This is a genomic window from Streptomyces sp. NPDC005811, assembly GCF_040630405.1.
GTDB lineage: Bacteria > Actinomycetota > Actinomycetes > Streptomycetales > Streptomycetaceae > Streptomyces.
The window spans coordinates 13,898-36,986 of the sequence record NZ_JBEXXK010000021.1 but is presented as its reverse complement, the minus strand read 5'-3'; the positions used below and the strand labels follow the sequence as shown (position 1 = coordinate 36,986).

The window sequence follows — 23,089 nt, the reverse complement described above, 5'->3', positions numbered from 1 at the left end:
CCTCAACTCGGGTAGGCGATCTGCCAGCGCCCTTGGGTCACGCGCTCGCCCTTGGTGGCCCAGGTGGCCATGGCGCGCCGGTTGTCGCCGATGAAGTTGAAGCCGGCGAAGGCGTATTCGTCGTGCACCACGTTCCGCAGGTCGAACTCCAGGTGCCCGTCCGCCAGTTTCTTCAGGATCTGGAGTTCGCCGGCGCCGATGGTGACGTCTCCGATCCGCAGGCTGTTCACGACCACGGTGCCCGCGTACACGTCGGAGAAGGCGTCGCTGCTGAGGTCGCCGGTCTTGAACGTGAACCCTTCCTGTCTGGCCTCGATGCGGTGCCAGAAGCGTTGGTGCTGGTGGAAGCGCAGTACCGGGAAGGTCATGGGACTCGTGCTGTCCTGGAAGAGTTCGAGGTACAGCGTCTTCCCGTCGACGGTGTCGGCCGTCGCGTTCTGCCGGCGCACCTGGAGGTGCCCGCTGCCGGTGTCGGCGACCAGCGGAGTGTTCGCGGGCAGCCCGCTGCGCAGGCCGTTCACGACCGCGGTGTTCGCGTACACGTCGCAGAGGTCGTCGCTGTTGAGGTCGCCGTTCTTGAACATGAGCCCCTCGGGTCTGGCCTCGACGCGCTGCCAGAAGCGGTTGCCGTGGTGGAAGCGCAGCGAGGGGTAGACCGTGCTGGAGCTGCTGTCCTGGAACAGTTCGAGGTAGAGCTGCTTGCCGCCGCTCGCGTTCGACTCCCGGCGCAGTTGCAGGTGGGAGGAGTCGGCACTGACGGTGAGCCGGGCGCTGGGGGCGGTGGTGCCGATGACGACGTTGTTGCCGAGCGGGTTGAGGGCCAGCGGCTTCGAGCCGTGCGACTGCACCCAGCTGTAGTCCTGGTGGTAACCGAGCCGCAGGTTGGACTGGCCGGTGGGGCCGAGGATCAGGGTGTTGCCGTTCGCGTTCTGGTTGGTGTTGACGATGTGCAGCTTCGCCTCGGGGGCGACGGTGCCGACGCCGGTGTTCTGCGGGCCGTACAGCAGCGGCGACTTCTCGGCGAACAGGGTCACCGAGCCGTCCTGGTATCCCGGTACGTTGCGGTAGCCGATGACGATCGGAGCCTGGCCGAGTGACGCGGTCGCGATCACCTGGGACAGGGTGACGACCAGCGTCCCGTCGGGCGCGAACGCGGTGGCCGAACGCGGGGTCAGCGTCCATTCGACACGCTGCCCGAGTTTTTCCGAGGTGATCGCCCAGTCGGAACCGACCCCGTTCGCCCGCAGACCGCCCAGCGTCACGCCCGCCACCGAGCCCGCGTTCATCAGCGCCCACTCGTGGGTCTCGCCGGCCTCCTGGAGGTCGTACGAGAGGGTGAACGAGGCGCCGGCCAGGGAGAGCGCCGTGTCCCTCGACCGGTTGGCGATCCGGAAACTCAGGGAGTTCGGTGTGACACCGTCGCTGAGCACCCGGTTCCCGCCGACGAACCCGATCGCGAGCGGGATGTCACGGCGGCCGCGCCGGTTGACGATGTCGAGGAACGCGGTGCGCTGCCCGGTCAGTTCGCTCTGCTCGCCCGCGTACCGCATCCGCTGGTGCGTCAGCTCCACCCGGGTGCCGCGGGTTCCGCGGCTCCCGTCCGCTGTCAGCCCTCGCAGCGACAGGTCGAAGGACGTGCCCCGTCCGATGACCATGGACTTGGGCGCCCCCAGGTACAGCACCGTACCGCCGGTCGCCGGGTCCGGGGCCCGCAGCAGCGTCCACCCGGAGGTGGCGACGGCCGGTTCGGGCGGGACCGTGATGGTGCCGGGGCGCAGCCGCAGCGCGACGTGGTACTCGGTGGCCGACACGGGGCCCGTCAGGGTCCGGAGCTCGATGTCCTGGCGGGAGGTGTTGGTGAGCCGCAGGGTCATCGGCTGCCCCGAGGGGGCGTCGTCGATGAACAGCACGGGCTGCTGGTCCACGTCGAGCAGCGCGAAGTCCAGCGGATGCGCCCGGACGAACGCGGCCAGCGACGCCTCGTCGTCGGCCATGTCCCGCTGGATCTCGGCCTGGCTGAGCGCGTTGTCATAGATCCGGACGTGGGCCAGCAGCCCTGTGTACCGGCCCGTCCCGTCCGTGCCGACCAGCAGCGGGCTCTGGGCGGCGGCCCGGTCGCCGGCGAACGCGTACTCGCTCACCTTGACCCCGTCGACGTAGATACGGGCGGTGTGCCCGTCGTTGACGCATGCCACGTGGTGCCAGGTGTCCGTCGGCACGGCCCCGGGCGCGGTGGCGTGCCCGTCTCCGGGCTTCGCCGTGGTGTCGAACCGGTGCCTGAGTGTGCCGTCCGCGTCGAGTACGACGGCGAAGTCGCCCTTCGCCTTCGCCACGATGCCCACCCGTGTGGCCCTCTTGGCCGACGGGTTGACCCATGCCTCGACCGTGTACGAGCCGAGTCGCAGCAGTGGTGTGTCGGCGCCGGTGACCTGGACGGTGGTGCCGTTGAACGCCAGCACGCTGCCGAACCGGTCGTCGGGGCGCGTCCCCGGTTGCCCGGAGACGGTACCGGCCAGATGGTTGTCGGAGCTGTCCGTGACCTGGTTGTTCGAGGTCAGGGCGTCCAGGTGCCAGTGCAGCACCAGGTTGGCCGTCATTCCGCGATTCCGTCCTGGGCCTCGGCGGACTGCTCCGCCTGCTGGTGAATCTTGGCTATCAGTTCGTACACCTGCGCGTACGGCCGGGTGCCGAGCGCCTCCAGCAGGACGTTCGTCTCGGCGAGCGTCAGCTCCAGGTTGATCATCGTGCTCCTTGTTCGGGCTGCGGGTCGGACACCGGACGCAGGGTCAGCCAGCCTTCGCGCAGGGTCGCCCGGGCCGGGAACCTCGCGTCGGGCCGTGGCGGATCGGCCTGTTCCACCAGGTCGGTCTTGCGCTGTTCCTGCCAGGACCAGGCGTAGCCGGGCTCGTCCGGCAGCGGTACGGCGACGCGGTCCGCGTCGGTGAGGACCGGCGCGGCACGGAAACTGACGGCCATGCCCTCCAGCGCGTCCCGGAACATCCCGGACGGGATCCGCAGCGAGTGGGTCGGCAGGATGCCCGCCGTCGCGTGCACCGTGCCCCGCGGGTCGATGAGCATGGTCAGGTACTGCGGAGGCGCGTCGAGCGCCTGGACCAGTGGGTCCTCGGGAGAGCGGACGTCGTGCCAGAGGGGGCCGAGGCGCTGCGCCGAGTCCTCCAGCCAGAACCCGAGGACCCCGTCGTCGAGGAGCTGGTGTTCGCCGATCCTGACCGGGAAACGGACCGACGGGAAGTCGTTGGTCTCCCGGTGGGTGCGGCCCATGTCCTGCCGGAAGACGTTCCAGTCCTGGTGGGTGGCCGGACGGCCCATCAGCTCCAGCGACACCCGCGCGCGGACCACCGCCAGCGGCCGGCCCATCAGCACGGCCCGGCCCCGGTGCTGGGCGTAGTCCTCCGGCTCGATGTACTGAAGGGTGGCGTCCAGGTCCTCCAGGAACGTGCCCAGAGCCTTCGGCCCGGTGTCACGCAGACGTCGCACCACCGCCCGCAGCGGGGAGTTGGCGATCGCCTCGATCGGGGCGGGGATGCTTCCGGGCAGGTTCCGCCACTGGGCGAACTGCGGCTGGGTGGGGTCCGCGAGAGCGTGCAGTTTGCCGATGGCGGAGCCGTCGGCGGCGTACACGGCGAGACCGGCGTCGAGGTGGTCGGGTATCAGCCAGCCGCAGATCGGGGAGGTGTCCGGCAGACCGTTGGTCTGCCGGATGTCGTCCTCCGCGTCGAGCCATTCGAACGACAGCCGTGCGGGCTGGGCCAGCCGGGGCGGCATCGCCACCCAGTCCGGGTGCTCGGGCATCCGCAACTGTGTGGTGGTCCGGATCCGGCTGACGTCCACATTCTGGGCGGTGCCGAAGTTGTCCAGGATCCGCAGCCGCAGCACCCGCAGCGCACCGGCCCGGATCGGGTTGAAGTCACTGAGGGGCTGCGGCGCGTGCCGCGTCTCCGCGCCCACCGCCTGTGCCACGTCGGCGGCGAACCGCTGGTGGTCGGGGAAGCCCAGCGGATCGGCGATCGGGAGCTGACGGGTGAGCTTGCGCATGAGCAGGGCGTCGTTGAACCCGCCCAGGACGGCGGACAGATTGCTGTCCTCGTGCACCACGAGATGCCGGTAGATACGGACCAGCAGAGCCAGCCGCTGGTCCGCCCCGTGGGAGTCGAACCAGTCGAGCACGCGGGCGGGGTCCGCCAGGAACGCCTCGCGGGTCACCTCGGGCTGCCCCGACCCGTTGTAGAGCGGCAGCACAGCGCCCTGCAGGTAGCGCAGCACCCGGGAGGACAGCAGCGGCCGGGCGCTCGGCGACAGGATCGTCGTACCGGTGTAGACGTTGGCACCCTTGTCCGGTATCTGGCGGATCGGCTGGAGCTCCACGTCACGGGGCGGCAGGACATAGTTGCCGGTGACGAAGTCCTCGCTGTAACTGCGGTCACGCGGATCGTTGTTGTTGCCGATCGTCGCGGGGAAGAACTCCACCTCCCATTCCAGCACCGTGGGGTGCCAGGACGGGCCGGTCCACTCGGTGATCGCGAAGTTCGGCACCGGCAGCTTCGCCACGGCGGCGACGGCAGTCGCCCGCAGGGCCCGCACGGCTTTCGGCGTGCTCAGGTCCGGGTGGCCCTCGGCGGACAGGGCGCACTCCAGCAGCCCCTGCGGATGCAGCGCCCCGTCCTGGCCGTGGCGGTCACTGGGAGTGGCCGCCTGCCCGGTGAGCAGCACCACGGGATCATTGGGGAGTTGGTACGACGGTGCGGGAACCTCGTGCAGGACGAAGGTGCTGCGGGCGCGCAGGGCGGCGGCGTTGAAGTCCTTCAGCGAGAGGTCGACGGCCTCGCGCGCGTCGCGCAGGCGCTGGGCCAGGAGTTCGGCCCTGCCGGAGTCCTGGTCGAGCAGGCCCATCGTGCGCCGGAGAAAGAACGCCACCTGGTCCTGGTTCGGATACGAGTCCACCAGGGCGTCGTACGGATAGGCGCAGAGCTGGTACTTGTACCAGTCCGCGAACAACTGCTGGCGCACCGAGTCCAGTTGGTGGCGCACCCGGTCCAGGTCGGCCTGGGCGACGTTCAGGAGATTCAGCAGGTCGCTCAACGCGTGGGGCACGGCGAGCCGTTCGCGTGCCTGCTTGTCCTCGGCGGTGACGCCGTCGGTGTCGTCCTGCCGCCGGAGTGTCCACAGGATGCCGGAGGGGACGTCGTGGAAGGTGGCGGAGTGCCGGGACTCGCTCAGGCCGAAGCCGAGGTCCAGCGGCTTCGACTCCAGCTCGTCGGCGAAGGCCAGCGCCTCCAGGAGTTCCTCCACCTGGTCGGCCCGCTCCTCCTGACTCCTCGGGGCAGCCGGGCCGGTCTTGTCGGCGGGCACCGTGGGCAGGACGGTTCCGAGGTGTGCGGCGAGCGCCTCGGTGGCGGTGTTCCCCACGCAGACGCCGGTCTCGTCGTCCGTGTCGGACAGCGCCGGACCCGGCATGCCGGTGGCCGCGAAGGTCAGCTGTGCGTAGCAGACCACCCGGCCCGGAGGCGGGGCGTCGGGGCCGGCCGGGGACGCGGTCCAGCCGAACCGCAGCCGGGCCGCCTCCTGCCAGCCTGGCCCGCCCGGCGCCGCGGAGCCGTCCCCCAGCGCGGCGGCGGGATCCTGGCCGGGGTCGTCGAACCAGCCGAGCACCTCGTACCGCAGGCCCTTCGGCGGGACGCCCGGGTAGTCCGGGTCATGGAAGCCGAAGACGCTGTGGCAGTTGGCGTACTGCGCCGCGAAGGTGGGCTCCCCGTATCCGACCGCGGTCAGCTCGGGGAGATACCGCGAGCGGTCGGTGGAGCGGCTCCAGACGTCGAGCGGCGTCCTCCGGCCGAGCCGCTTGTACGGCCGGCCCGCTCCGGGTACCGGATAGCAGATCCCGGCGGGGTTGTCGTCGGCGAGGTAGTCGCTCTCGACGATCCACTCCTCCTCCACCCGCCCGTCCCTGCTCCGGGTCACCAGCCAGCGGTTGGGCACCGCCGGGACGGCGGTGGTGCCGTCCGCGCGCTGGACCATCCGGGTCAGGCCGTCGGGCAGCGCCCAGTGGAGATGGACACCGGCCCTGAGCCGGAGGTCCTCGTCCTCGAAGGGAGTCCGCACCATGATCTCGCTGAGGTACGGGAGATCCTCGTTCCGGTCCAGACCGGTGGCCGTATCGCGGTGGGGGAGCCGGGTGAAGTCGTCGGCCGGTCCCCTCACGTCAAGATCGTCGGCCAGGCACAGCGCGTCGAGGTGGACCGGTACGACCAACGGTCCGCCGATGCTCACCGGTCCTCCGCCGTTGAGGTCGGATATGCGACGGCTATCCCTTGCAACACGGTTCTCCCAAGGTCCAGCTGCTGGTCGAACGGTGTCTCTCCCAGTTCAGCGAGCGTCACCGTAGTGGCCAAGGAGCCCTGTGAAGCGTGCAGTTGATGGAGAGCAGCAGTACTGGAGACGGCGGGCTCCGGGCCTCTCCACGGGAACTCGGGCCAACGCGTACCTTCACGACTGTGCGACCGCAACGGCCATGGGAAACGGGGTGTCCGGCCCGCCGGAGGCTGCTGCCGGGACGAGCGCCGGCAGCTCGCCGCGGCTGCTCCGGCAGCGGGCTCACCATGTGAGTTCCCTGTGAACGCCGACGCGATCGAGCGCGACGAGAGCGTGGGACAGGACCTCGGGCGGGACCACGGGCAGGGCCGTCGTTCCTGGCGCGGTGAAGTTCCCCCTTCGCACAATGAGGGCGGCCCGATCCCTGTCCCTCGGGCGGGCCGCCGCCTCCGGTCCGGCCGGCGTGGGCGGTGGGACCGGCTCCGGGACCGGAAGGTTCCCGCGCGGTACTTCCGGTGGTCCGTCCCGTTGTTCTTCCTGGTGCCCTGTCCGCCTCCGTGATCTTCAGGTCCGCCGCGCGCGTCCGCGCCGGGCCGGGCCGGGCCGGGGTGTTCTTCCGGCCAGGTCTACCGGCGTCTCACCGACCCTCCTGGAAGAAAGGGAGGGCGGTCGGCGAGCAGCGATCGCCGGTGAGTACCATCCGCTGAAGGGTGAGGGGCTGGAGTCCTGGTCCGGATGTTCCGGGCAGACTCGAAGGGGATCGGCCCGTGAGGCGGGGCGGTGCGGGGGGGCGGGCGAGTTGGCGACGTTCGGTGAGATGTTGTTGGTCTTTCGCCGGGCCGCGGGGTTGACACAGGAGGAGCTGGCCGAGGCCGCCGGGATGGCGGCCCGGTCCATCCGGGATCTGGAGCGCGGTCGGCGGGCGCGGCCGCAGCGCCGCACGGCGCAGGTGCTGGTGTCGGCGCTGGGGCTGGGTGACGCCGACGCCGCCGCGTTGCTCGCGGCGGGCCGCCCCCGCCCGCAGACGCATCCTCCTGCCGACGACGGCACGGCGCCGTCCGGCCTGCTCGGCCGTCAGGACCAGCTGGCGGTCCTGGAGCGTGCGGCCGGCGAGGCACGGGCGGGCCGGGGCGGCGTGGTGCTGGTACGGGCGGACGCGGGGATGGGGAAGACCGCGCTGCTGGATACGTGGGCGGACGTCCAGCAGTCGCGGGAGATCCTCGTGCTGTCCGCGAGCGGGGCGGAGCTGGAGCAGGGCTTCGCCTTCGCGGTGCTGCGGCAGCTGGTCGAGCCTTTGCTGGCCCGAGCCGGTGACGAGAGGCGGGCGCGGTTGTTGTCGGGTCCGGCGCAGTCGGCGTCGCACGCACTGCGTGTGGAGGGGACCGGCGAGTTGTCGCCCGAGGCGTCTCTCGGCCTTCTGCACAGTCTGTACTGGCTGATGGTGCATGTCGCCGACGAGGGGCCGGTCGCCCTGGTGGTCGATGACGTGCACTGGGCGGATGTCCCGTCGGTGCGGTGGCTCGAGTACCTGGCGCGACGTCTGCGGGGTCTGCCCCTGCTGCTGGTGCTGGCGGGACGGCCGGACAACGGGGCCGGGGTCGAGCCGATGCTGGAGCGGATCGCCGGACAGCCGTACTGCCGTCCGGTCGGCCTGCCCGGGTTGGACCTCGACAGTGTGACCCACCTGGTGCGGGCGAGCCTGGGGCCCGGCGAACCACGGTTCGTCGCCGCGTGTGCGTCGGCCACCGAAAGCAACCCGCTGCTGCTGCACGAGCTGCTGCGGACCCTGGCCGACAACCAGGTCCGGCCCACCGACGACCAGGCCCATCTGGTGGAGGAGTTCCGGGGCCGGATCCTGGCCGGAACCGTGGTCAAGCGGCTGGCCGACGAGCCGGAGCCGGTCCTCCGCCTGGCGCGGGCCCTGGTGGTGCTGGGGGACGAGGCTCCCTGGAAGGTCGTGGCCGAGCTGGCGGGGCTGGGCGAGTCGACGGCACGGGAGCTCGGCGGCAGGCTGCGGCAGATCGGTGTGCTCGCGCCGGGTGAGCCGGTGCGGTTCGGGCATGCGCTGATCCGTACCGATGTCGCCGAAGCCGTCCTGGGGCCGGTGGAACTGGCCGCCGGTCACGCGCGGGCAGCCGAACTGCTGCGGAGCGACGGCGCGGCCGACGATCTGGTGGCGGCCCATCTGCTGCTGGCCGAACCGGGCGGTGCGAGCTGGTGGGTGGACGCCCTGCGGGAGGCGGCGCGGGCGACTCGTGGCCGAGGGGCTCCGGAGGTCACCGCCGCCTATCTGCGCCGGGCTCTGCGCGAGCCGGTGTCCGTCGAAGAGCGTGGTCCGTTGCTGCTGGAGCTGGGCAAGGACGAGATACAGATCGATGTCGGCGCGGCCAGGCACCACCTGACGCAGGCCTCGACGGCGTTGGCCGACCCGTATGCGCTGGCCGAGGCGGCCTCTCTCCTGGCCAGTGCGCTGTTCCTCAGCCATGAGCACGAGCGCGCCGTCGACGTCCTCGCCCGTGCGGTGGACGATCTGGGGCAGACCGACGACGGCATCGGCCTCGCTCGCGAGGTGTCGTGGTTCCTTCAGGCGCAGATGCTGTTGATCGGTTACGACCAGCTGTCCACGCTCCCCGCCGCACGCCGGCACGCGCGACGGCTGTGGGACCACAAGCTGGCCGGTGACACCCCTGGTGAGTGCATGGTCCTGGCCGCGCTGTCCGCCTCGGCCACCACCGGAGAGGCCAATGCCCAGGTGGCCAACGACCTCCTGGACCGTGCCCTGCGGGGCGGCCTGGTCGCGGCGGACACGTCCCACATGCTCGTGACCCTCGCCGGGCTGGCCTTCGTGGCCACCGACCGGCTCGACGACGCGGTCGCGCGATTCGACCGCATCGGCGACATGGGCGGGCGATGGGGCTCGTTCCTGATGGTCTCGTCCGCGATGACCTGGCAGCTGCTCGTCCAGGCCCGCCGTGGCCGACAGCTCCCGCTCACCGCTGACTTCGGACACCCCGCCACCACAGCCGACCAGGGCTTGGAGCCTCGGGTCAGGCTGGCGATGGCAACCCTGGTGGGCGAGTCGCTGATCGAGCGGTGCGACCTGACGTCGGCGACCGAAGTGCTCACCGCGGACGCCGACTTCGACCGGGTGGGCTGGACCTGGCAGGGCCCGGCGGTCCTCGCACGCAGTCGCCTGCACGCGGCGCGGGGCAACCCGGCCGCCGCCCTCGCCGTCCTGCATGAGTACGGCGCGGAGGAGAACCGGGCACGGGTCATGAACCTGGCCGGGGTGCCGTGGCGGTCGCGGGCGGCCTTGCTGCACCTCTCGCTCGGACAGCGGACGGACGCGCTCCAACTGGCCACCGAGGAGCTGGAGCTGGCCCACCAGTGGGGCACCGAGCGGGCGATCGGGGTGGCCTCACGCTGTCTGGGCGTCATCCACGGCGGACACAGAGGACGGGCCCTCCTGCGCGAGGCCGTGGCCGTCCTCAAACGGTCCCCCGCCCGACTGGAACTGGCCCGCGCCCACTACGGGCTGGGAACCGCCCTCATGCGCGGCCGCGAGATCGACGAGGCCCGCCAGGCCCTCACCCAGGCGCTCCACCTCGCGGACACCTGCGGCAGCGTCCTGCTGGCCGGCCAGGTACGCGGAGCGCTCGCCACGGCAGGGGTACGCCCGAAACCAGCCCCACCGGCGGCCCCGAGCCTCTCCCCGACCGAACACCGGCTGGTCGAGCTGGTCCGCGCAGGTCACAGTGACCGCCAGATCGCCCAGGCCCTGCTCCTGACCCCGCACGACGTGACCGGACTGACCGAGCAGGCAGCCCGCAGACTGGGCGTGACCAGCAGGGCGGAGCTGACATCCCCGGCCTAGGGTGACGCGCCGGAGACCTCAGGCGTCGACGGGGAGCAGGTCGACGAAGGAGGACGCCGCGACCACGGTCAGCACGGCCCACAGGGCTCCGCCGACGCCGAAGGCCAGGATGATCGAAAGCGGGTCGCTCGCCGTGAAGACCGATAGCAACGGTACGCCCGGCGCCAGGCAGGCCACCGGGAAGACGCGCGCGTACCGATCCGCGGCAGGGAGGGCGTGGCCGCCGGAAGCACCCGTACCAGCTCCTCACCGAGCTGTCCCTGTTCGCCCTGCGCATGCCACGTCTCCGCCGTCCTGGCCTGACCCCGGGGGCGCCTGCGACGGCGCTGCTGTCGTCGCCTGCGCCGCGCCCCGGTGCGGTGGCTTCGTCACGCACGATTCCACTTCTGGCCCGCCTGGCCGCTGCACGTCCACAGGACCAGCGGGGTCCCGTTCGCGGTGCCGGCACCGTTGACGTCGAGGCACAGCCCGGCGTGGACGTTGCGGATCGTCCCGTCGGAGCCGACGGTCCACTTCTGGTTGTCCTGGCCGTTGCAGGGCCAGGTGATGACCCGGGTGCCGTTGGTGGTGCCCTGGTCGTAGGCGTCCAGGCACTTGTCGCCGAAGACGCGGATCTCGCCGCCGGCCCACGTGGTCCACAGCTGGTCGGCGGCCGTGTGGCAGTCCCGGATCAGGGCCGTGACCCCGGCCGCCGTGGAGGCGTTGTCGACGTCCAGGCAGCGGCCTGACGCGGTGCCGCGCAGACGCGAGGTGGTGGCGGCCAGCGGGCTGCCCCCGCTCACCCGGAACACGGCGACCCCGTGCGCGGGGACGCTCGCCGAGATCTGCCCGGACGTGCTCGACGTGCCCCCGGTCCACAGGTCGGTGAGGGTGAACGAGCCGCCGGACAGACCGACCTGCGCGGCCGTCGTGGTGACGGTCGCGCTGCCCCCTCCACGGTTGAACAGGCCCACCGCGACGGAGCCGTCCGCCAGGGGCTTGGCGAACACCTCGGCGCTGCCGTCGTCGCGCACCCTGCGCCCGCCCGCGCCCAGCGTGTCCTGGTTCACCGCCAGCAGACGCGGGGTGCGCAGGATCGCGCTCACGTCGGCGGACATGGTGCGGATGTCGTTGCCGGCCATGAGCGGGGCGCCCATCAGCGCCCACAGGGCGAAGTGGGAGCGGGACTCGGTCAGTGACAGACCGGGACGGCCGACGACCAGCATGTCCGGGTCGTTCCAGTGTCCCGGGCCCGACTGCGCCGCCAGCGGCGCGGTGATGTCCAGGACGTTGCCGACGCCCATCGGGTAGCTGTTCGTGTTGCCGTTCTGCCAGATGTCGAGCAGGTCCTCGGTCGTCCGCCACAGGTCGGCGACCTCGCCCCAGTCGTAGGTGGCCCCGGTGATGGCGTGGAAGCTGTTGGGGTTGATGCTGTAGACGATCGGCCGCCCGGTGGCGCGCAGGGCGTCGCGCATCAGCGTGAACCTGGCCACCTGCTCGTCACGGGTGCCGCTGGAGGAACACCAGTCGTACTTGAGGTAGTCGACGCCCCACGAGGCGAACGTGGCGGCGTCCTGGGCCTCGTGCCCCTTGCTGCCCGTCGACCCGGGATGAGCGCCGCTGGTCTGCGCGCAGGTGCGTTCGCCCGGCACCTGGTAGATCCCGAACTTCAGGCCCTTGCCGTGGATGTAGTCGCCGAGCGCCTTCATGCCGCTCGGGAACTTGGCCGGATCGCCCCGAAGGTTGCCGGCCGCGTCGCGCTGCGGGGCGAACCAGCAGTCGTCGACCACCACGTACCGGTAGCCGGCGTCGCGCATGCCCGAGGACACCATCGCGTCGGCGGCCTGGCGCACCTGGGCCTCGGTGATCCCGCACCCGAAGCTGTTCCAGCTGTTCCAGCCCAACGGTGGAGTGAGCGCCGGACTGCCGGGCGCGGCCGTGGCGGTGGAGTGAGCGGAGGCCGTCACCGACGCGGTGACCGAGAGTGCGGCGGCCGCGAGAAAGCGGAGCAGTCGTCCGCCGGGTCGTGTGGGCACCAGGTCTCCTTTGGCCGAAGGGCGCGTTGGAAGTTTCGGTCCCCATCCGGAAATTGAGGGTGCCACGGATAATCAGAGAGGCGCCCGAGCGTGTCAACACCCTCCGGGGAAGTGACCCGTCAAACCCTCCCGGCAGACCGACAACGCGCCATATCCGCCTCACCCTGCACCGAACCGCAGAGCTTCGCCGCCCTCATCGGTTCGAATGTTTCGAGATGCAATTCGAATCATGCGTGAGGTATTGACGGCACTTCAGGACTCCCCAATCATCCAAATGCCCGGCAAGCCGAGCATTGTTCGGCATCACGAACAGAGCCTCGGCGATCGGTATGTCATGTACTGATCATTCACGCACGGCGCACCCGGTACGCGGTGCGCGTCCCGCGGTGCGACCTGCCGTGCAGTGATCCGGGTCCGATCCCCCCGCACCACCCACCCGCACCCGCCCCGTACGAGGAGAAGCATGAACCCACTGAAGCGGCTCGGCCGTCGCCGAGCCTCGGTCTTAGGCCTGCTGGCCGCGACCGTCCTGGTGACGCCCACGGTCGCGACCGGCGCACCCGACGCCGTCAGAGCCTCCACCCTGGGGGCCCAAGCGGCCCAGTCCGGACGGTACTTCGGAGCGGCCGTGGCCGCCGGAAGGCTCGGCGACGGCACGTACACCGGCATCCTGGACCGGGAGTTCAACTCGGTCACACCCGAGAACGAGATGAAGTGGCAGACGACCGAGCCGTCCCGTGGCTCGTTCAACTTCGGCCCCGGCGACCAGATCGCCAACCGGGCCGCGTCCCGCGGGCAGCGCGTACGCGGCCACACCCTGGTCTGGCACTCCCAGCTGCCGGGCTGGGTCGGCTCCATCAGGGACGCCAACACGCTGCGCAGCGTGATGAACAACCACATCACCACCCTGATGAACCACTACAAGGGCCGGATCCACTCCTGGGACGTGGTCAACGAGGCCTTCGCCGACGGCGGCAGCGGCCAGCACCGCCCCTCGGTGTTCCAGAACCTGCTGGGCGACGGCTTCATCGAGCAGGCCTTCCGCACCGCGCGCTCCGCCGACCCGGCGGCCAAGCTCTGCTACAACGACTACAGCATCGAGAACTGGAGCGACGCGAAGACCCAGGGCGTCTACCGCATGGTGCGCGACTTCAAGGCGCGCGGCGTGCCCATCGACTGCGTCGGCTTCCAGGCACACTTCGGCACCGGCGGCCCGCCCGCCGGTTTCCAGACCACGCTGGCGAACTTCGCCGCCCTCGGCGTGGACGTCCAGATCACCGAACTGGACATCGCGCAGGCCTCGCCGACCGCGTACGCGAACACGGTCAGGGCCTGTATGAACGTCGCGCGCTGCAACGGCATCACGGTCTGGGGCATCCGCGACAGCGACTCCTGGCGGGCCTCGGAGAACCCGCTGCCGTTCGACCGCAACGGCGGCAAGAAGGCCGCGTACAACGCCATCCTGACGGCGCTGGGCGGCACGCCCGCCGCCTCGCGGGGCGCCGCCGACGCCGCCGCGCTGCCCGGTCGTTACTCGTGGAGCTCCAGCGGCACACTGATCGCGCCGAAGCCGGACTCGACGCACGACATCGCCGGGATCAAGGACCCGACGGTCGTGCAGTACAACGGCAAGTACCACGTGTTCGCGAGCGTCGCCAGTCGCTCCGGCTACAGCCTGGTGTACCTGAACTTCAGTGACTGGTCCCAGGCCGGCTCGGCCACGCACCACTACCTGGACCGCACCGCCGTCGGAATCGGTTACCGGGCCGCACCGCAGGTGTTCTACTTCGCGCCGCAGCGCCTGTGGTACCTCGTCTACCAGACCGGCAACGCCTCGTACTCCACCAACCCCGACATCAGCAATCCCAACGGGTGGAGCGCGCCGCGCAACTTCTACCCCTCGATGCCCGACGTCATCCGGCAGAACATCGGCAACGGCAACTGGGTCGACATGTGGGTGATCTGCGACAGCGCCGACTGCTACCTGTTCTCCTCCGACGACAACGGACACCTGTACCGCTCCCGGACCGGCGTCAACCAGTTCCCGAACGGCTTCACCAACACCGTCATCGCCGCCCAGGACGCCAACAGGAACGCCCTGTTCGAGGCCAGCAACGTGTACAAGGTGCAGGGCGGCAACCAGTACCTGCTGCTCGTCGAGGCCATCGGAACGGACGGCCGACGCTACTTCCGCTCCTGGACCTCGGGCAGCATCGCCGGTTCCTGGACCCCCCTGGCCGCGTCCGAGGGCAACCCCTTCGCCCGGGCGAACAACGTCTCCTTCCCCTCGGGCGCCTGGAGCCGGGACATCAGTCACGGCGAGATGATCCGTGCCGGCTACGACCAGACGCTCACCATCCCCGCCTGCCGGTTCCAGTACCTCTACCAGGGCCTGAACCCCAACGCGGGCGGCGAGTACAACCTCCTGCCGTGGCGGCTCGGCCTCCTGACCCAGACCAACTCGACCTGCTGACCGACCGCGCTGTGGGAAGCGCTTCCGACGGGAGCGCTTCCCTCGCTCGCCGCCGACCTTCGGACGCACCCCTGTCAGAAAGCCGAGGTACCCGTCATGCGCCGTAGACTCCTCGCCCTGGCGGCAGCGCTCTGCTCGCTGCCCTTGGCGCTCGCCGCCGCCCCGTCCGCCCACGCGGCCGACCCGACGACCATGACCAACGGGTTCTACGTGGACCCCGACTCCAGCGCCAAGCGGTGGGTCGCCGCCAACCCCGGTGACGGCCGGGCGTCCGCGATCAACGCCTCCATCGCCAACACGCCGACGGCCCGTTGGTTCGGCTCCTGGAGCGGCACCATCGGCACCGCCACCGGCGCGTACGCGGGCGCCGCGGACGCCTGGGACAAGCTGCCCGTCCTCGTCGCCTACAACATCTACAACCGCGACTACTGCGGCGGGCACTCCGCGGGCGGAGCCTCCTCGCCGTCCGCCTACGCGAACTGGATCACGCAGTTCGCGGGTGGGATCGCCGGCCGCCCGGCCGTCGTCGTCCTCGAACCGGACTCCCTCGGGGACTACGGCTGCATGTCCCAGGCCCAGATCGACGAACGCCGGGGCATGCTGAGCGGAGCGATCGCCGCGTTCAACCGCCAGGCCCCCAACACCTGGGTCTACCTCGATTCCGGCAACCCGGCCTGGGCGAGCGCGGCGACCATGGCCCAGCGCCTTCACGAAGCCGGCCTCCGACAGGCCCACGGATTCTCGCTCAACGTCTCCAACTACCTGACCACGGCCGAGAACACCGCCTACGGAAACGCCGTCAACAGGGAACTCGCCGCCCGGTACGGCTACACCAAACCGTTCGTCGTCGACACCAGCCGCAACGGCAACGGCTCCAACGGCCAGTGGTGCAATCCCTCCGGCCGCCGGATCGGCACCCCCACCCAGCTGGGCGGAGGCGCCGAGATGCTCTTGTGGATCAAGGTCCCGGGTGAGTCCGACGGCAACTGCGGCGTGGGAAGCGGCTCCTCGGCCGGCCAGTTCCTGCCGGAGGCCGCCTACAAGATGATCTACGGCTACTGATCCGCAGCCGCCACCCGTCGTCCCCCGGTCGGGCCGGTCCCCTCGCAACGGGACCGGCTCCGCCATCACCGGCGCCCCCGACACCTTCGGCCGCGTCTCCATCGGCACCGACGAACGCGGCTCAGCCCGTCCGTCAGTCGCGCGTACCGTGACCGCTCACCGGCCCCCGCCTGTCAACGGGCGGCCGTACAGTCCGCCGGTGCACGCGGTGTGGGAGCGCCGTCCGGGCCGTAGCCGAACCGGATCATGACCTGGGGGCAGCACCGCGGCCTCGGCCCGGCCGTCGCCGCCCGCAGGTCCGGCCACTCCATCGCCTGGTGCAGCATCGAGGTCCGCACCCCGTGAGCGGTCGCCGTGAGCAGCACGCGCTGGAGCGCCTGCCCCGCGCGCAGCCAGTCCTCGGGCCGGTCGTGGGACGTCCACAACAGGGCCACCTGGACGTGCCGTTCGAAGGGCAGGGTGGGCAGCCGCGGCGCGGGCAGCGCGCCGACGAAGTCCCGGACGGGCACCCGACCGGAGGCGTCCCGCGGCCCCAGGGCCGTCACGGGGATGCCGTACGCCGCAGGGGTTCCCGGGACGGTGAGCCAGGTACGCGCCTCGGACGCACGGGCCGGGTGCACGGCGTTGCGGGACTCGGCCGCCGCCGTCAGGCGCAGCAGGCGCCGCGTCGCCACGATGTCGGGAACGTCCAGGTGCGCGCCCTCGGCCCGGGCGGCGGCGGTCATCTCGTGCACGATCGCGTCGGGCACGCTGCGGCCGGTGAAGGGCATCCGGCTGGTGTGGCGCCGCTCGATCTCGCCGTACAGATCACGCAAGGACGCCTGCCCGCCCGGGAGGGTGCCGGTCAGGTGCACCGCGGCCACCAGGTCGCGGTCGTCCTCGGGGGTACGCAGCCGGACGGCGGGGTCCCAGCCCAGGTGTTGCGCGGCCACCCGGAGGTTGAGGACGGCCGCGCCCACGGAGAGGTACTGGGCGCGCCGCCGGGGATCGGCCTCCGGCAGCTGTCGCTCCCGGTCGAGGCGGACCACGACCGACCTGCTGTCCGGGTCCAGGCCGAACCGCCAGGGCTGCGTGTTGTGGATCGACGGCGCGGCCACCGCCGCGGCCAGCAGGGCCTGGACGGCCGGGGCGTCGACTTCCCGGGTGTGCACCACGACTCCTTCACCAGGTTGCCTTCCGTGCCGTCCACTCTGCGCCGCCGTCCGGTCCGGGAGGAGGGTTGACCGGCCCCTTCCCGGGGCCATGCGGCCTCGATCGCGCACCGGACCGACCGGAAGAGGGCCGCCTTTTTCGGTTGCCCGCCGCCGCGGCCTGTGGATGCAATGTGCGGCATGATCACGCCACCCTTGCCTGCCGCCGTCCGGATCGGCGCCCTCGTTCCGCTGACCCGGCCCGGCTGGGCCGAGGCCGGGCGGCAGCTGCTCGCCGGACTCGACCTGGCCGTGCGCGAGGTCAACGACGCGGGAGGGATCCTCGGACGCCCTGTCGAGCTGGTGGTCCGGGACACCGCGGCCGATCCGCGGAAGGCCGTCGCGGCGGTGGAGGAGCTGGCCGGGCTGGGGGTGGTCGCCCTGGCGGGTGAGTACCACAGCGTCGTGGCGCGCGCCGTCGCGGGCCGGGCCGACGCCCTCGGCCTGCCGTTCCTGTGCTCGTCGGCGGTGCTCGACGGGCTCACCGAACGGCCGACGGACCTGGTCGCGCGCCTCGCCCCGGCCCAGTCCCACGGCTGGCGGATCTACGCGGACTTCCTCCTCGGCACGGGCCACCGCCGTATCGCCGTGGCCACCCAGCCGAGTGTCTACTGGGCGGCCGGGACCGGCATCCTGCGGGAGCGCCTCGCCGCGCGGGGCGGAACGGTCGTCGAACTCGACACGAGCGCGCTCTCCCCCACGGCGGTGTGCGACCTGCTCGTGGACCGTGACGCGACCGCCCTCCTCCTGCTCGTCGGCCACCCGGAGCCGACGGAGTCGCTCGTCCGGGCCGTCCGCCGCGACGAGCGGCTCGGGGGGATCCTGATCGGCGCTCCGGCCGGGCAGCCGGAGTTCGCGGGGTGGGCGGGGTCGCTGGGCGAGGACGGCACCGGGGTCCCGTTCCTGCGCTATCTGCCGGAGCACCTCGGCCCCCTCGGTGCGCGCGTCGGGGCGGCCCTGCGCGAGCGGCAGGGCGAAGCGCCCTCCTTCGTCGCCTTCGAGGGCTACGACACGATCCTCGTCCTCGCCGAGGTGCTGCGCACGCACGGGGTGGACCGCACGCACCTCGCCGGATCCTGGCCGCGGGTCGCGATCGAGGGCACCCGGGGGCGGATCCGGTTCTCCCGCACTCCCGGGATCGGCGTGTGGCAATGGGCATGGCCACCGGTCCAGGTCGTCGACCGCAACCCGGCGCAACCCGACCGCTTCCGGATCCTGTACACCGGCTGAGGCGGCGGGGGGCGCCTTCTCCGGTGGCGGGGGGCGGCTCTGGCGGCGGGGGGCGGCTCTGGTGGCGGCGGGGGCCGGTCCGGGTGCCGGCAAAGCGGCGGGCGTCGGCTCTGATTGCAAGGCGCGGCTCTGATGGCGGGGGGCGCTCTGGTGGCGGGGGGCTCCGGTGGCGGGGGGCTCCGGTGGCGGGGGGCCGGTCCGGGTGCCGGCAAAGCGGCGGGCGCCGGCTCTGATTGCAAGGCGCGGCTCTGATGGCGGGGGGCCGGTCCAGGCGCTGGGCAGAGAGGCGCGGGCCTGGTGACGGGCAGGGCGATCCGGCAGGGCGATCCGGGCCGTGTGCCCAACCGAGGGACCTTCACGGCTCGGTCGTACGGCATACGGCGGCCACGAGTTCGTAACAAGCCATTGACACTGACTTCGACCAGAGGGCACCCTCATCTCCACACGGCTGGCTAAACGATTAGCCAACCCGGAATCAACCACTTTGGGCAGGGGTCATGGCGCGCCGGATCGGGATCAAGGACGTGGCCGCGGCGGCAGGTGTGTCGACCGCGACCGTGTCGCATGTCCTGAACCGGGTCGAGGGCAAGCGGATCAGCGAAGAGACGCGTCGGCGGGTCTGGAAGGCCGCCGACGAGCTCGGGTACGCGCCGAACGGACTGGCCCGCGGGCTGAGGATGCAGCGGTCGCAGACCATCGGCTTCGTCAGCGACCAGATCGCCACCACCCCGCACGCGGGCCGGATGATCCTGGGAGCCCAGGAGGCCGCCGCGGCCGAGGGCCTGGTGCTGCTGCTGGTCAACACCAGCGGCGATGCCGAACTGGAGCGCACGAGCATCGAGATGCTGCTCCAGCGGCAGGTGGACGGCGTGGTGTACGCGGCCATGTACCACCGCATCGTGGAACTGCCGGAGGCCCTGCGTACCACGCCCACGGTGCTGCTCGACGCGGGCACGGCCGACTCCGCCGTTCCCTCCGTGGTGCCCGACGAGGTCCAGGGCGGTTACACGGCGGTGCGCGAACTGACCGATCACGGCCACCGCCGGATCGGCGTGACCGTGCAGACGGTGGACCTTCCCGCCCGCAAGGGACGCCTGGAGGGCTACCGCAGGGCACTGGCCGAGGTCGGTATCGCCTACGACCCGTCGCTGGTCGCGGCCGAGACGGCGGTGCCGTTCAACACGGTCGGCGGTGATGTGGAGACGGGCTACCGGGCCGCGCGGCGTCTGCTGACGGCGGACCAGCGCCCCACGGCCCTGTTCTGCTTCAACGACCGGATGGCCGCCGGTGCCTACCGGGCCGCCGCGGAGCTCGGGCTGTCCATCCCCGGAGACCTGTCGGTCATCGGGTTCGACAACCAGGAACTGGTCTGCGAGTCGGTTCACCCGCAGCTGAGCACGGTTCAGCTCCCGCACTACGAGATGGGGGCACGGGCCGTGGCCCAGTTGCTCGCACTCACCAAGTCTCCGGGCCGGCCACCGGGCCCGGACCTGCAGGAATTGCTGCCTTGCCCGCTGGTGGCGCGGGCATCGGTCGCTTCGCCGTCCCGACTCTGACCCCGGGACGACGAAGCAACACCGTGACAGGCGACCGTCGCAACCGGTCGTCGGTCCTGTCCGTACAGGGAACACAGTGAGGGTACACAGATGTCCCCCCAGATTTTCAATGAGCGGATTTTCAATGAGCGGTCGAGGCGGCATTCCCGCCTGACTTTCGACAGCGCCTCGGAGCACTGAGCCGGGCATTCCCGCCGACCGCCGGTCGGCGCTCGAAACAGCTTTCCCCTCCCCACCCGTCGGCCTCACGCCGGCCCCGGCCTCCTGGCGGGCAGCGGGCTCCGAGGGAAGGCGCCTTCACCGAGCTCCATGAGGAGATCGCGCCCGGCCGCGTCCGGTCACCGTCGTCCTCGCATGCTCTGCCGCACATACCGAAAGGCACGCGTGTGTCCACCGCGCCCCGCGATCCGTACCGGCCCGTCGCGCATCTGCGCCCGCCCCGGAACTGGATCAACGACCCCAACGGCCTGGTCTTCCATGACGGCCACTACCACGTCTTCTACCAGTACAACCCCTCTGGCGCGACGCACGCGAACATGCACTGGGGCCACTTCCGCAGCCCCGACCTGCTGAGCTGGGAGCCGCTGCCGATCGCCCTGACCCCGGCCCCGGGGGGCGTGGACGCCGACGGCTGCTTCTCCGGCAACGCCGTCTCCGACGGCGACCGGCTGGTCGCCTTCTACTCCGCGAACCGCTGGGACCGCTCACCCCAGCACCAGCCCGTCACCACCGCCACGTCCCGCGACGGCGGCCGCACCTTCACCGCGCGAGGCGACCTGGCCGTCCCGACCTGGCCCGAGGACTGCACCATGTACCGCGACCCGTACGTGTGGCGCGACGGCGAGCGGTGGCGGATGCTCGTCGGTGCCGCCCTCGCGGACGGCCGCGGCGCGGCCCTGCTCTACGCGTCGGCGGACCTGGAGACCTGGACCTACCTGGGCCCCTTCGACGCCCGCGAGCAGGAGCCGGTCGGCGGCACCGCTCTGCACACCGGCGAGGGCTGGGAGTGCCCGCAGTACCTGCCGCCGCAGCCCGGACGTCCCGGGGCCCTCGTCTTCAGCGCCTGGAACGACCACGACGGCGACCGCTGCGTCACCGCACTGATCGGTGAGGAACACGGCGACGTCCTCGAGGCCGGCCCGCCCGTCCTCGTCGACCACGGCCCGGACTGCTACGCGCCCGCTCTCCTGCGCGCACCGGGCGGCCGATGGCTGCTGTGGGGCTGGTCCGCGGAAGCCCGCGAGGAGAGCTGGGCGGTCGCCGACGGATGGGCCGGTGCGCTGACCCTGCCGCGCGAGATCTCCGTCAGCGCCGACGGCACGCTGCATCAGTGCCCGGCCGCCGAACTCCTTGCCCTGCGAGGCGAGTCGGCCCTCCACGCGGAAGGCGAGGCGCACGGTCCGCAGCCCGTGGAACTGGGCAGCGTGGGCCGCGCCTTCGACCTGACCGCCCGGCTGGAGACGACCGGGACGGCGAGCCTGCGGCTGCTCACCGGCCCCGACGAATACCTCGGCATCGTCATCGACGCCGCCGTGGGCGAACTGGTCGTCGACCGCGACCACGCCTCGCTGGACGGCCGTGCCCACGGGGGTTCCTACCGGATGCCCTGCCCCACGGGGCAGCCGGTCGAGCTGCGGGTGGTCGTCGACCACTCCATCGCCGAAGTCTTCCTGACCACCACCGGCCAGGTGCTCACCCTGCGCTTCTACCCGACGGGCGACGGCCCCTGGCGCCTTGACGCCCGCACCGCGCCGGACGCGCACCTGAGCTACACCGTCGACGCCTGGCAGCTGCTGCCTCTCACGGTCAAGGAGCCGAGCGCCGCAACCGACCTGCCGCACGGCCAGGTCCCCACGACGGAGTCGTCGCCCGCGTCGCCGTAAGGCGCGTGCCGATCCCGAATCCCCCACACCTCCGCACCACCCACCCTGACCCGCACCACACACCGGAGGCACCCGGCATGAACCCCGGCACCACAAGATCCCGCCGTACGGCGGCCACGGCCCTGGCCCTGGTCCTGCCCCTGGCCGCCCTGGCCGCCTGCGGCTCCAGCGGCGGCACCGACACCTCCGCCGAGCAGGGCAGCGGCACGGGCACCATCACCGTCTGGGCCCACCAGGGCCAGGCCAGCGAGGCCGCCGCCGTACAGACCGCGGTGAAGACCTTCAACTCCTCGCAGCAGAAGGTCAAGGTCAAGCTGACTCTGATCCCGGACACCGACTACACCAAGACCATCACCGCCACCGATGCCTCCAAGCTGCCGGACGTGATGGAGTTCGACGGCCCGACCATGGCGAACTTCGTCTACAACAAGAAGCTCGCGGCGATCGACGACTACGTCTCCGTCAAGACGCTGGCCAACGCCACCGACGCCATCAAGGCCGAGGGCGAGATCGACGGCAAGCAGTACGGCCTGGGCATGTACGACTCGGGGCTGGGCATCTACGGCAACAAGAAGCTGCTGGACGCCGCCGGCATCACGTACCCGACCGGACTGTCCGACGCCTGGACCGCCGCGGAGTTCACCGACGCCGTGAAGAAGCTCGCCGCCAAGGACTCCGACGGCAAGAGCCTGGACCTCCAGGAGAACAACGGCTTCACGGGCGAGTGGGGCACCTACGGCTTCGCCCCCGTCGTCTGGTCCGCCGGCGGCTCCCTGCTGAAGAACGGCAAGGCCGAGGGCGTCCTGGACACTCCGGCCGTCGCCTCGGCCCTGAAGACGTTCCAGTCCTGGAAGCAGTACACCGACCCCAACACCGACGGCAACGCCTTCGCCGAGGGCCGCGCCGCCCTCAGCTGGGTCGGCCACTGGATGTACCCCACCTACAGCAAGGCCCTCGGTGACGACCTCGTCGTCCTGCCCCTGCCGGACTTCGGCAACGGACCCAAGACCGGCCAGGGCTCCTGGGAATGGGGCATCGGCGCCAACACCAAGAACGGCAAGGCCGCCGGCGCCTTCCTCGACTCCCTCCTCGACGACACCAACGTCACCGCGATGACCACGGCCAACGGTGCCCCTCCCGGCACCAGGTCCGCGCTCGCCCGGAGCAGCCTGTACAAGAAGGGCGGCCCGCTCCAGCTCTTCGCCGACCAGCTCGCCAAGCCCTGCGGTGACACCACCATCGACACGTCCTGCGTCGCCGTGACCCGGCCGATCACCGCCGGATACCCCACGGTCACCGCCAAGTTCAGCCAGGCGCTGAGCGACGTCTACGGCGGCGCCGACCCGAAGACCGCCCTGGCCAAGGCCGCCCGCGCCATCGACCAGGACTTCTCGGACAACGACGGCTACAAGCTGCAGTAGCCGGCATCCAGCAGCCGGGAGGGACGGACCCACTCTGACAGCGCCCGTCCCTCCC

General features: G+C 71.4%; 13 protein-coding genes. 7 read left to right on the top strand and 6 right to left on the bottom strand.

Annotation, left to right across the window (positions count from 1 at the left end; genetic code table 11):
• Positions 1 to 2 precede the first annotated feature (2 nt).
• From ABZ490_RS23050 to ABZ490_RS23040, 3 genes are read right to left on the bottom strand one after another with little or no spacing between them, the layout of a single operon-like run.
• Positions 3 to 2,597: a LamG domain-containing protein gene (locus ABZ490_RS23050; protein WP_358992859.1), complete on the bottom strand. Its 2,595-nt coding sequence runs from the start codon at positions 2,595 to 2,597 to the stop codon at positions 3 to 5.
• Positions 2,594 to 2,743: a hypothetical protein gene (locus tag ABZ490_RS23045; protein ID WP_340374428.1), complete on the bottom strand. Its 150-nt coding sequence runs from the start codon at positions 2,741 to 2,743 to the stop codon at positions 2,594 to 2,596. Before ABZ490_RS23045 ends, ABZ490_RS23050 begins: the two co-directional genes overlap by 4 nt.
• Positions 2,740 to 6,288: a hypothetical protein gene (locus ABZ490_RS23040; protein ID WP_358992856.1), complete on the bottom strand. Its 3,549-nt coding sequence runs from the start codon at positions 6,286 to 6,288 to the stop codon at positions 2,740 to 2,742. Before ABZ490_RS23040 ends, ABZ490_RS23045 begins: the two co-directional genes overlap by 4 nt.
• A gap of 859 nt (positions 6,289 to 7,147) precedes the next feature.
• Between ABZ490_RS23040 and ABZ490_RS23035 the strand changes: the two genes are divergently transcribed.
• Complete coding sequence (locus ABZ490_RS23035) at positions 7,148 to 10,204, top strand: AAA family ATPase (protein WP_358992854.1); 3,057 nt, start codon at positions 7,148 to 7,150, stop codon at positions 10,202 to 10,204.
• 18 nt (positions 10,205 to 10,222) lie between these two features.
• Here the strand turns inward: ABZ490_RS23035 and ABZ490_RS23030 are convergent, their stop codons facing one another.
• Both ABZ490_RS23030 and ABZ490_RS23025 read right to left on the bottom strand, forming a co-directional pair.
• On the bottom strand, positions 10,223 to 10,381 hold the full coding sequence (locus ABZ490_RS23030) for a hypothetical protein (RefSeq protein ID WP_358992852.1): 159 nt from the start codon (positions 10,379 to 10,381) through the stop codon (positions 10,223 to 10,225).
• A gap of 191 nt (positions 10,382 to 10,572) precedes the next feature.
• Entirely contained in the window at positions 10,573 to 12,219 is a 1,647-nt protein-coding gene (locus tag ABZ490_RS23025; protein WP_358992850.1) for an RICIN domain-containing protein, read from the bottom strand.
• Between the two features lie 463 nt (positions 12,220 to 12,682).
• On the opposite strand from ABZ490_RS23025, the gene ABZ490_RS23020 reads away from it, so the two are divergent.
• Both ABZ490_RS23020 and ABZ490_RS23015 read left to right on the top strand, forming a co-directional pair.
• Positions 12,683 to 14,692: a non-reducing end alpha-L-arabinofuranosidase family hydrolase gene (locus ABZ490_RS23020; protein WP_358992848.1), complete on the top strand. Its 2,010-nt coding sequence runs from the start codon at positions 12,683 to 12,685 to the stop codon at positions 14,690 to 14,692.
• 96 nt (positions 14,693 to 14,788) lie between these two features.
• Positions 14,789 to 15,754: a glycoside hydrolase family 6 protein gene (locus ABZ490_RS23015; protein ID WP_358992846.1), complete on the top strand. Its 966-nt coding sequence runs from the start codon at positions 14,789 to 14,791 to the stop codon at positions 15,752 to 15,754.
• Positions 15,755 to 15,927: 173 nt separating this feature from the next.
• Here ABZ490_RS23015 and ABZ490_RS23010 read toward each other — a convergent pair whose 3' ends face one another.
• The gene (locus tag ABZ490_RS23010) at positions 15,928 to 16,905 is read right to left on the bottom strand and encodes a hypothetical protein (RefSeq protein WP_358992844.1); all 978 of its coding nucleotides are present in this window, start codon (positions 16,903 to 16,905) and stop codon (positions 15,928 to 15,930) included.
• A 180-nt stretch (positions 16,906 to 17,085) separates the two neighbouring features.
• Between ABZ490_RS23010 and ABZ490_RS23005 the strand changes: the two genes are divergently transcribed.
• The 4 genes from ABZ490_RS23005 (at position 17,086) to ABZ490_RS22990 (ending at position 23,034) form a co-directional block, all read left to right on the top strand.
• Positions 17,086 to 18,174: an ABC transporter substrate-binding protein gene (locus ABZ490_RS23005; protein ID WP_358992842.1), complete on the top strand. Its 1,089-nt coding sequence runs from the start codon at positions 17,086 to 17,088 to the stop codon at positions 18,172 to 18,174.
• Positions 18,175 to 18,671: 497 nt separating this feature from the next.
• Positions 18,672 to 19,730 (top strand): LacI family DNA-binding transcriptional regulator, encoded by a 1,059-nt coding sequence (locus ABZ490_RS23000; RefSeq protein WP_358992840.1) that lies wholly within the window; start codon positions 18,672 to 18,674, stop codon positions 19,728 to 19,730.
• Between the two features lie 386 nt (positions 19,731 to 20,116).
• Positions 20,117 to 21,613: a glycoside hydrolase family 32 protein gene (locus tag ABZ490_RS22995; RefSeq protein WP_358992838.1), complete on the top strand. Its 1,497-nt coding sequence runs from the start codon at positions 20,117 to 20,119 to the stop codon at positions 21,611 to 21,613.
• Between the two features lie 77 nt (positions 21,614 to 21,690).
• Complete coding sequence (locus tag ABZ490_RS22990; RefSeq protein ID WP_358992836.1) at positions 21,691 to 23,034, top strand: sugar ABC transporter substrate-binding protein; 1,344 nt, start codon at positions 21,691 to 21,693, stop codon at positions 23,032 to 23,034.
• The last annotated feature ends 55 nt before the right edge of the window (positions 23,035 to 23,089 follow it).

Excerpts from the sequence above, each read along its gene's own strand:
- ABZ490_RS23050 (WP_358992859.1), bottom strand. The coding sequence starts at position 2,597 with ATGACGGCCAACCTGGTGCTGCACTGGCACCTGGACGCCCTGACCTCG.
- ABZ490_RS23045 (WP_340374428.1), bottom strand. The coding sequence starts at position 2,743 with ATGATCAACCTGGAGCTGACGCTCGCCGAGACGAACGTCCTGCTGGAG.
- ABZ490_RS23035 (WP_358992854.1), top strand. The coding sequence starts at position 7,148 with ATGTTGTTGGTCTTTCGCCGGGCCGCGGGGTTGACACAGGAGGAGCTG.
- ABZ490_RS23020 (WP_358992848.1), top strand. The coding sequence starts at position 12,683 with ATGAACCCACTGAAGCGGCTCGGCCGTCGCCGAGCCTCGGTCTTAGGC.
- ABZ490_RS23015 (WP_358992846.1), top strand. The coding sequence starts at position 14,789 with ATGCGCCGTAGACTCCTCGCCCTGGCGGCAGCGCTCTGCTCGCTGCCC.
- ABZ490_RS23005 (WP_358992842.1), top strand. The coding sequence starts at position 17,086 with ATGATCACGCCACCCTTGCCTGCCGCCGTCCGGATCGGCGCCCTCGTT.
- ABZ490_RS23000 (WP_358992840.1), top strand. The coding sequence starts at position 18,672 with ATGGCGCGCCGGATCGGGATCAAGGACGTGGCCGCGGCGGCAGGTGTG.
- ABZ490_RS22990 (WP_358992836.1), top strand. The coding sequence starts at position 21,691 with ATGAACCCCGGCACCACAAGATCCCGCCGTACGGCGGCCACGGCCCTG.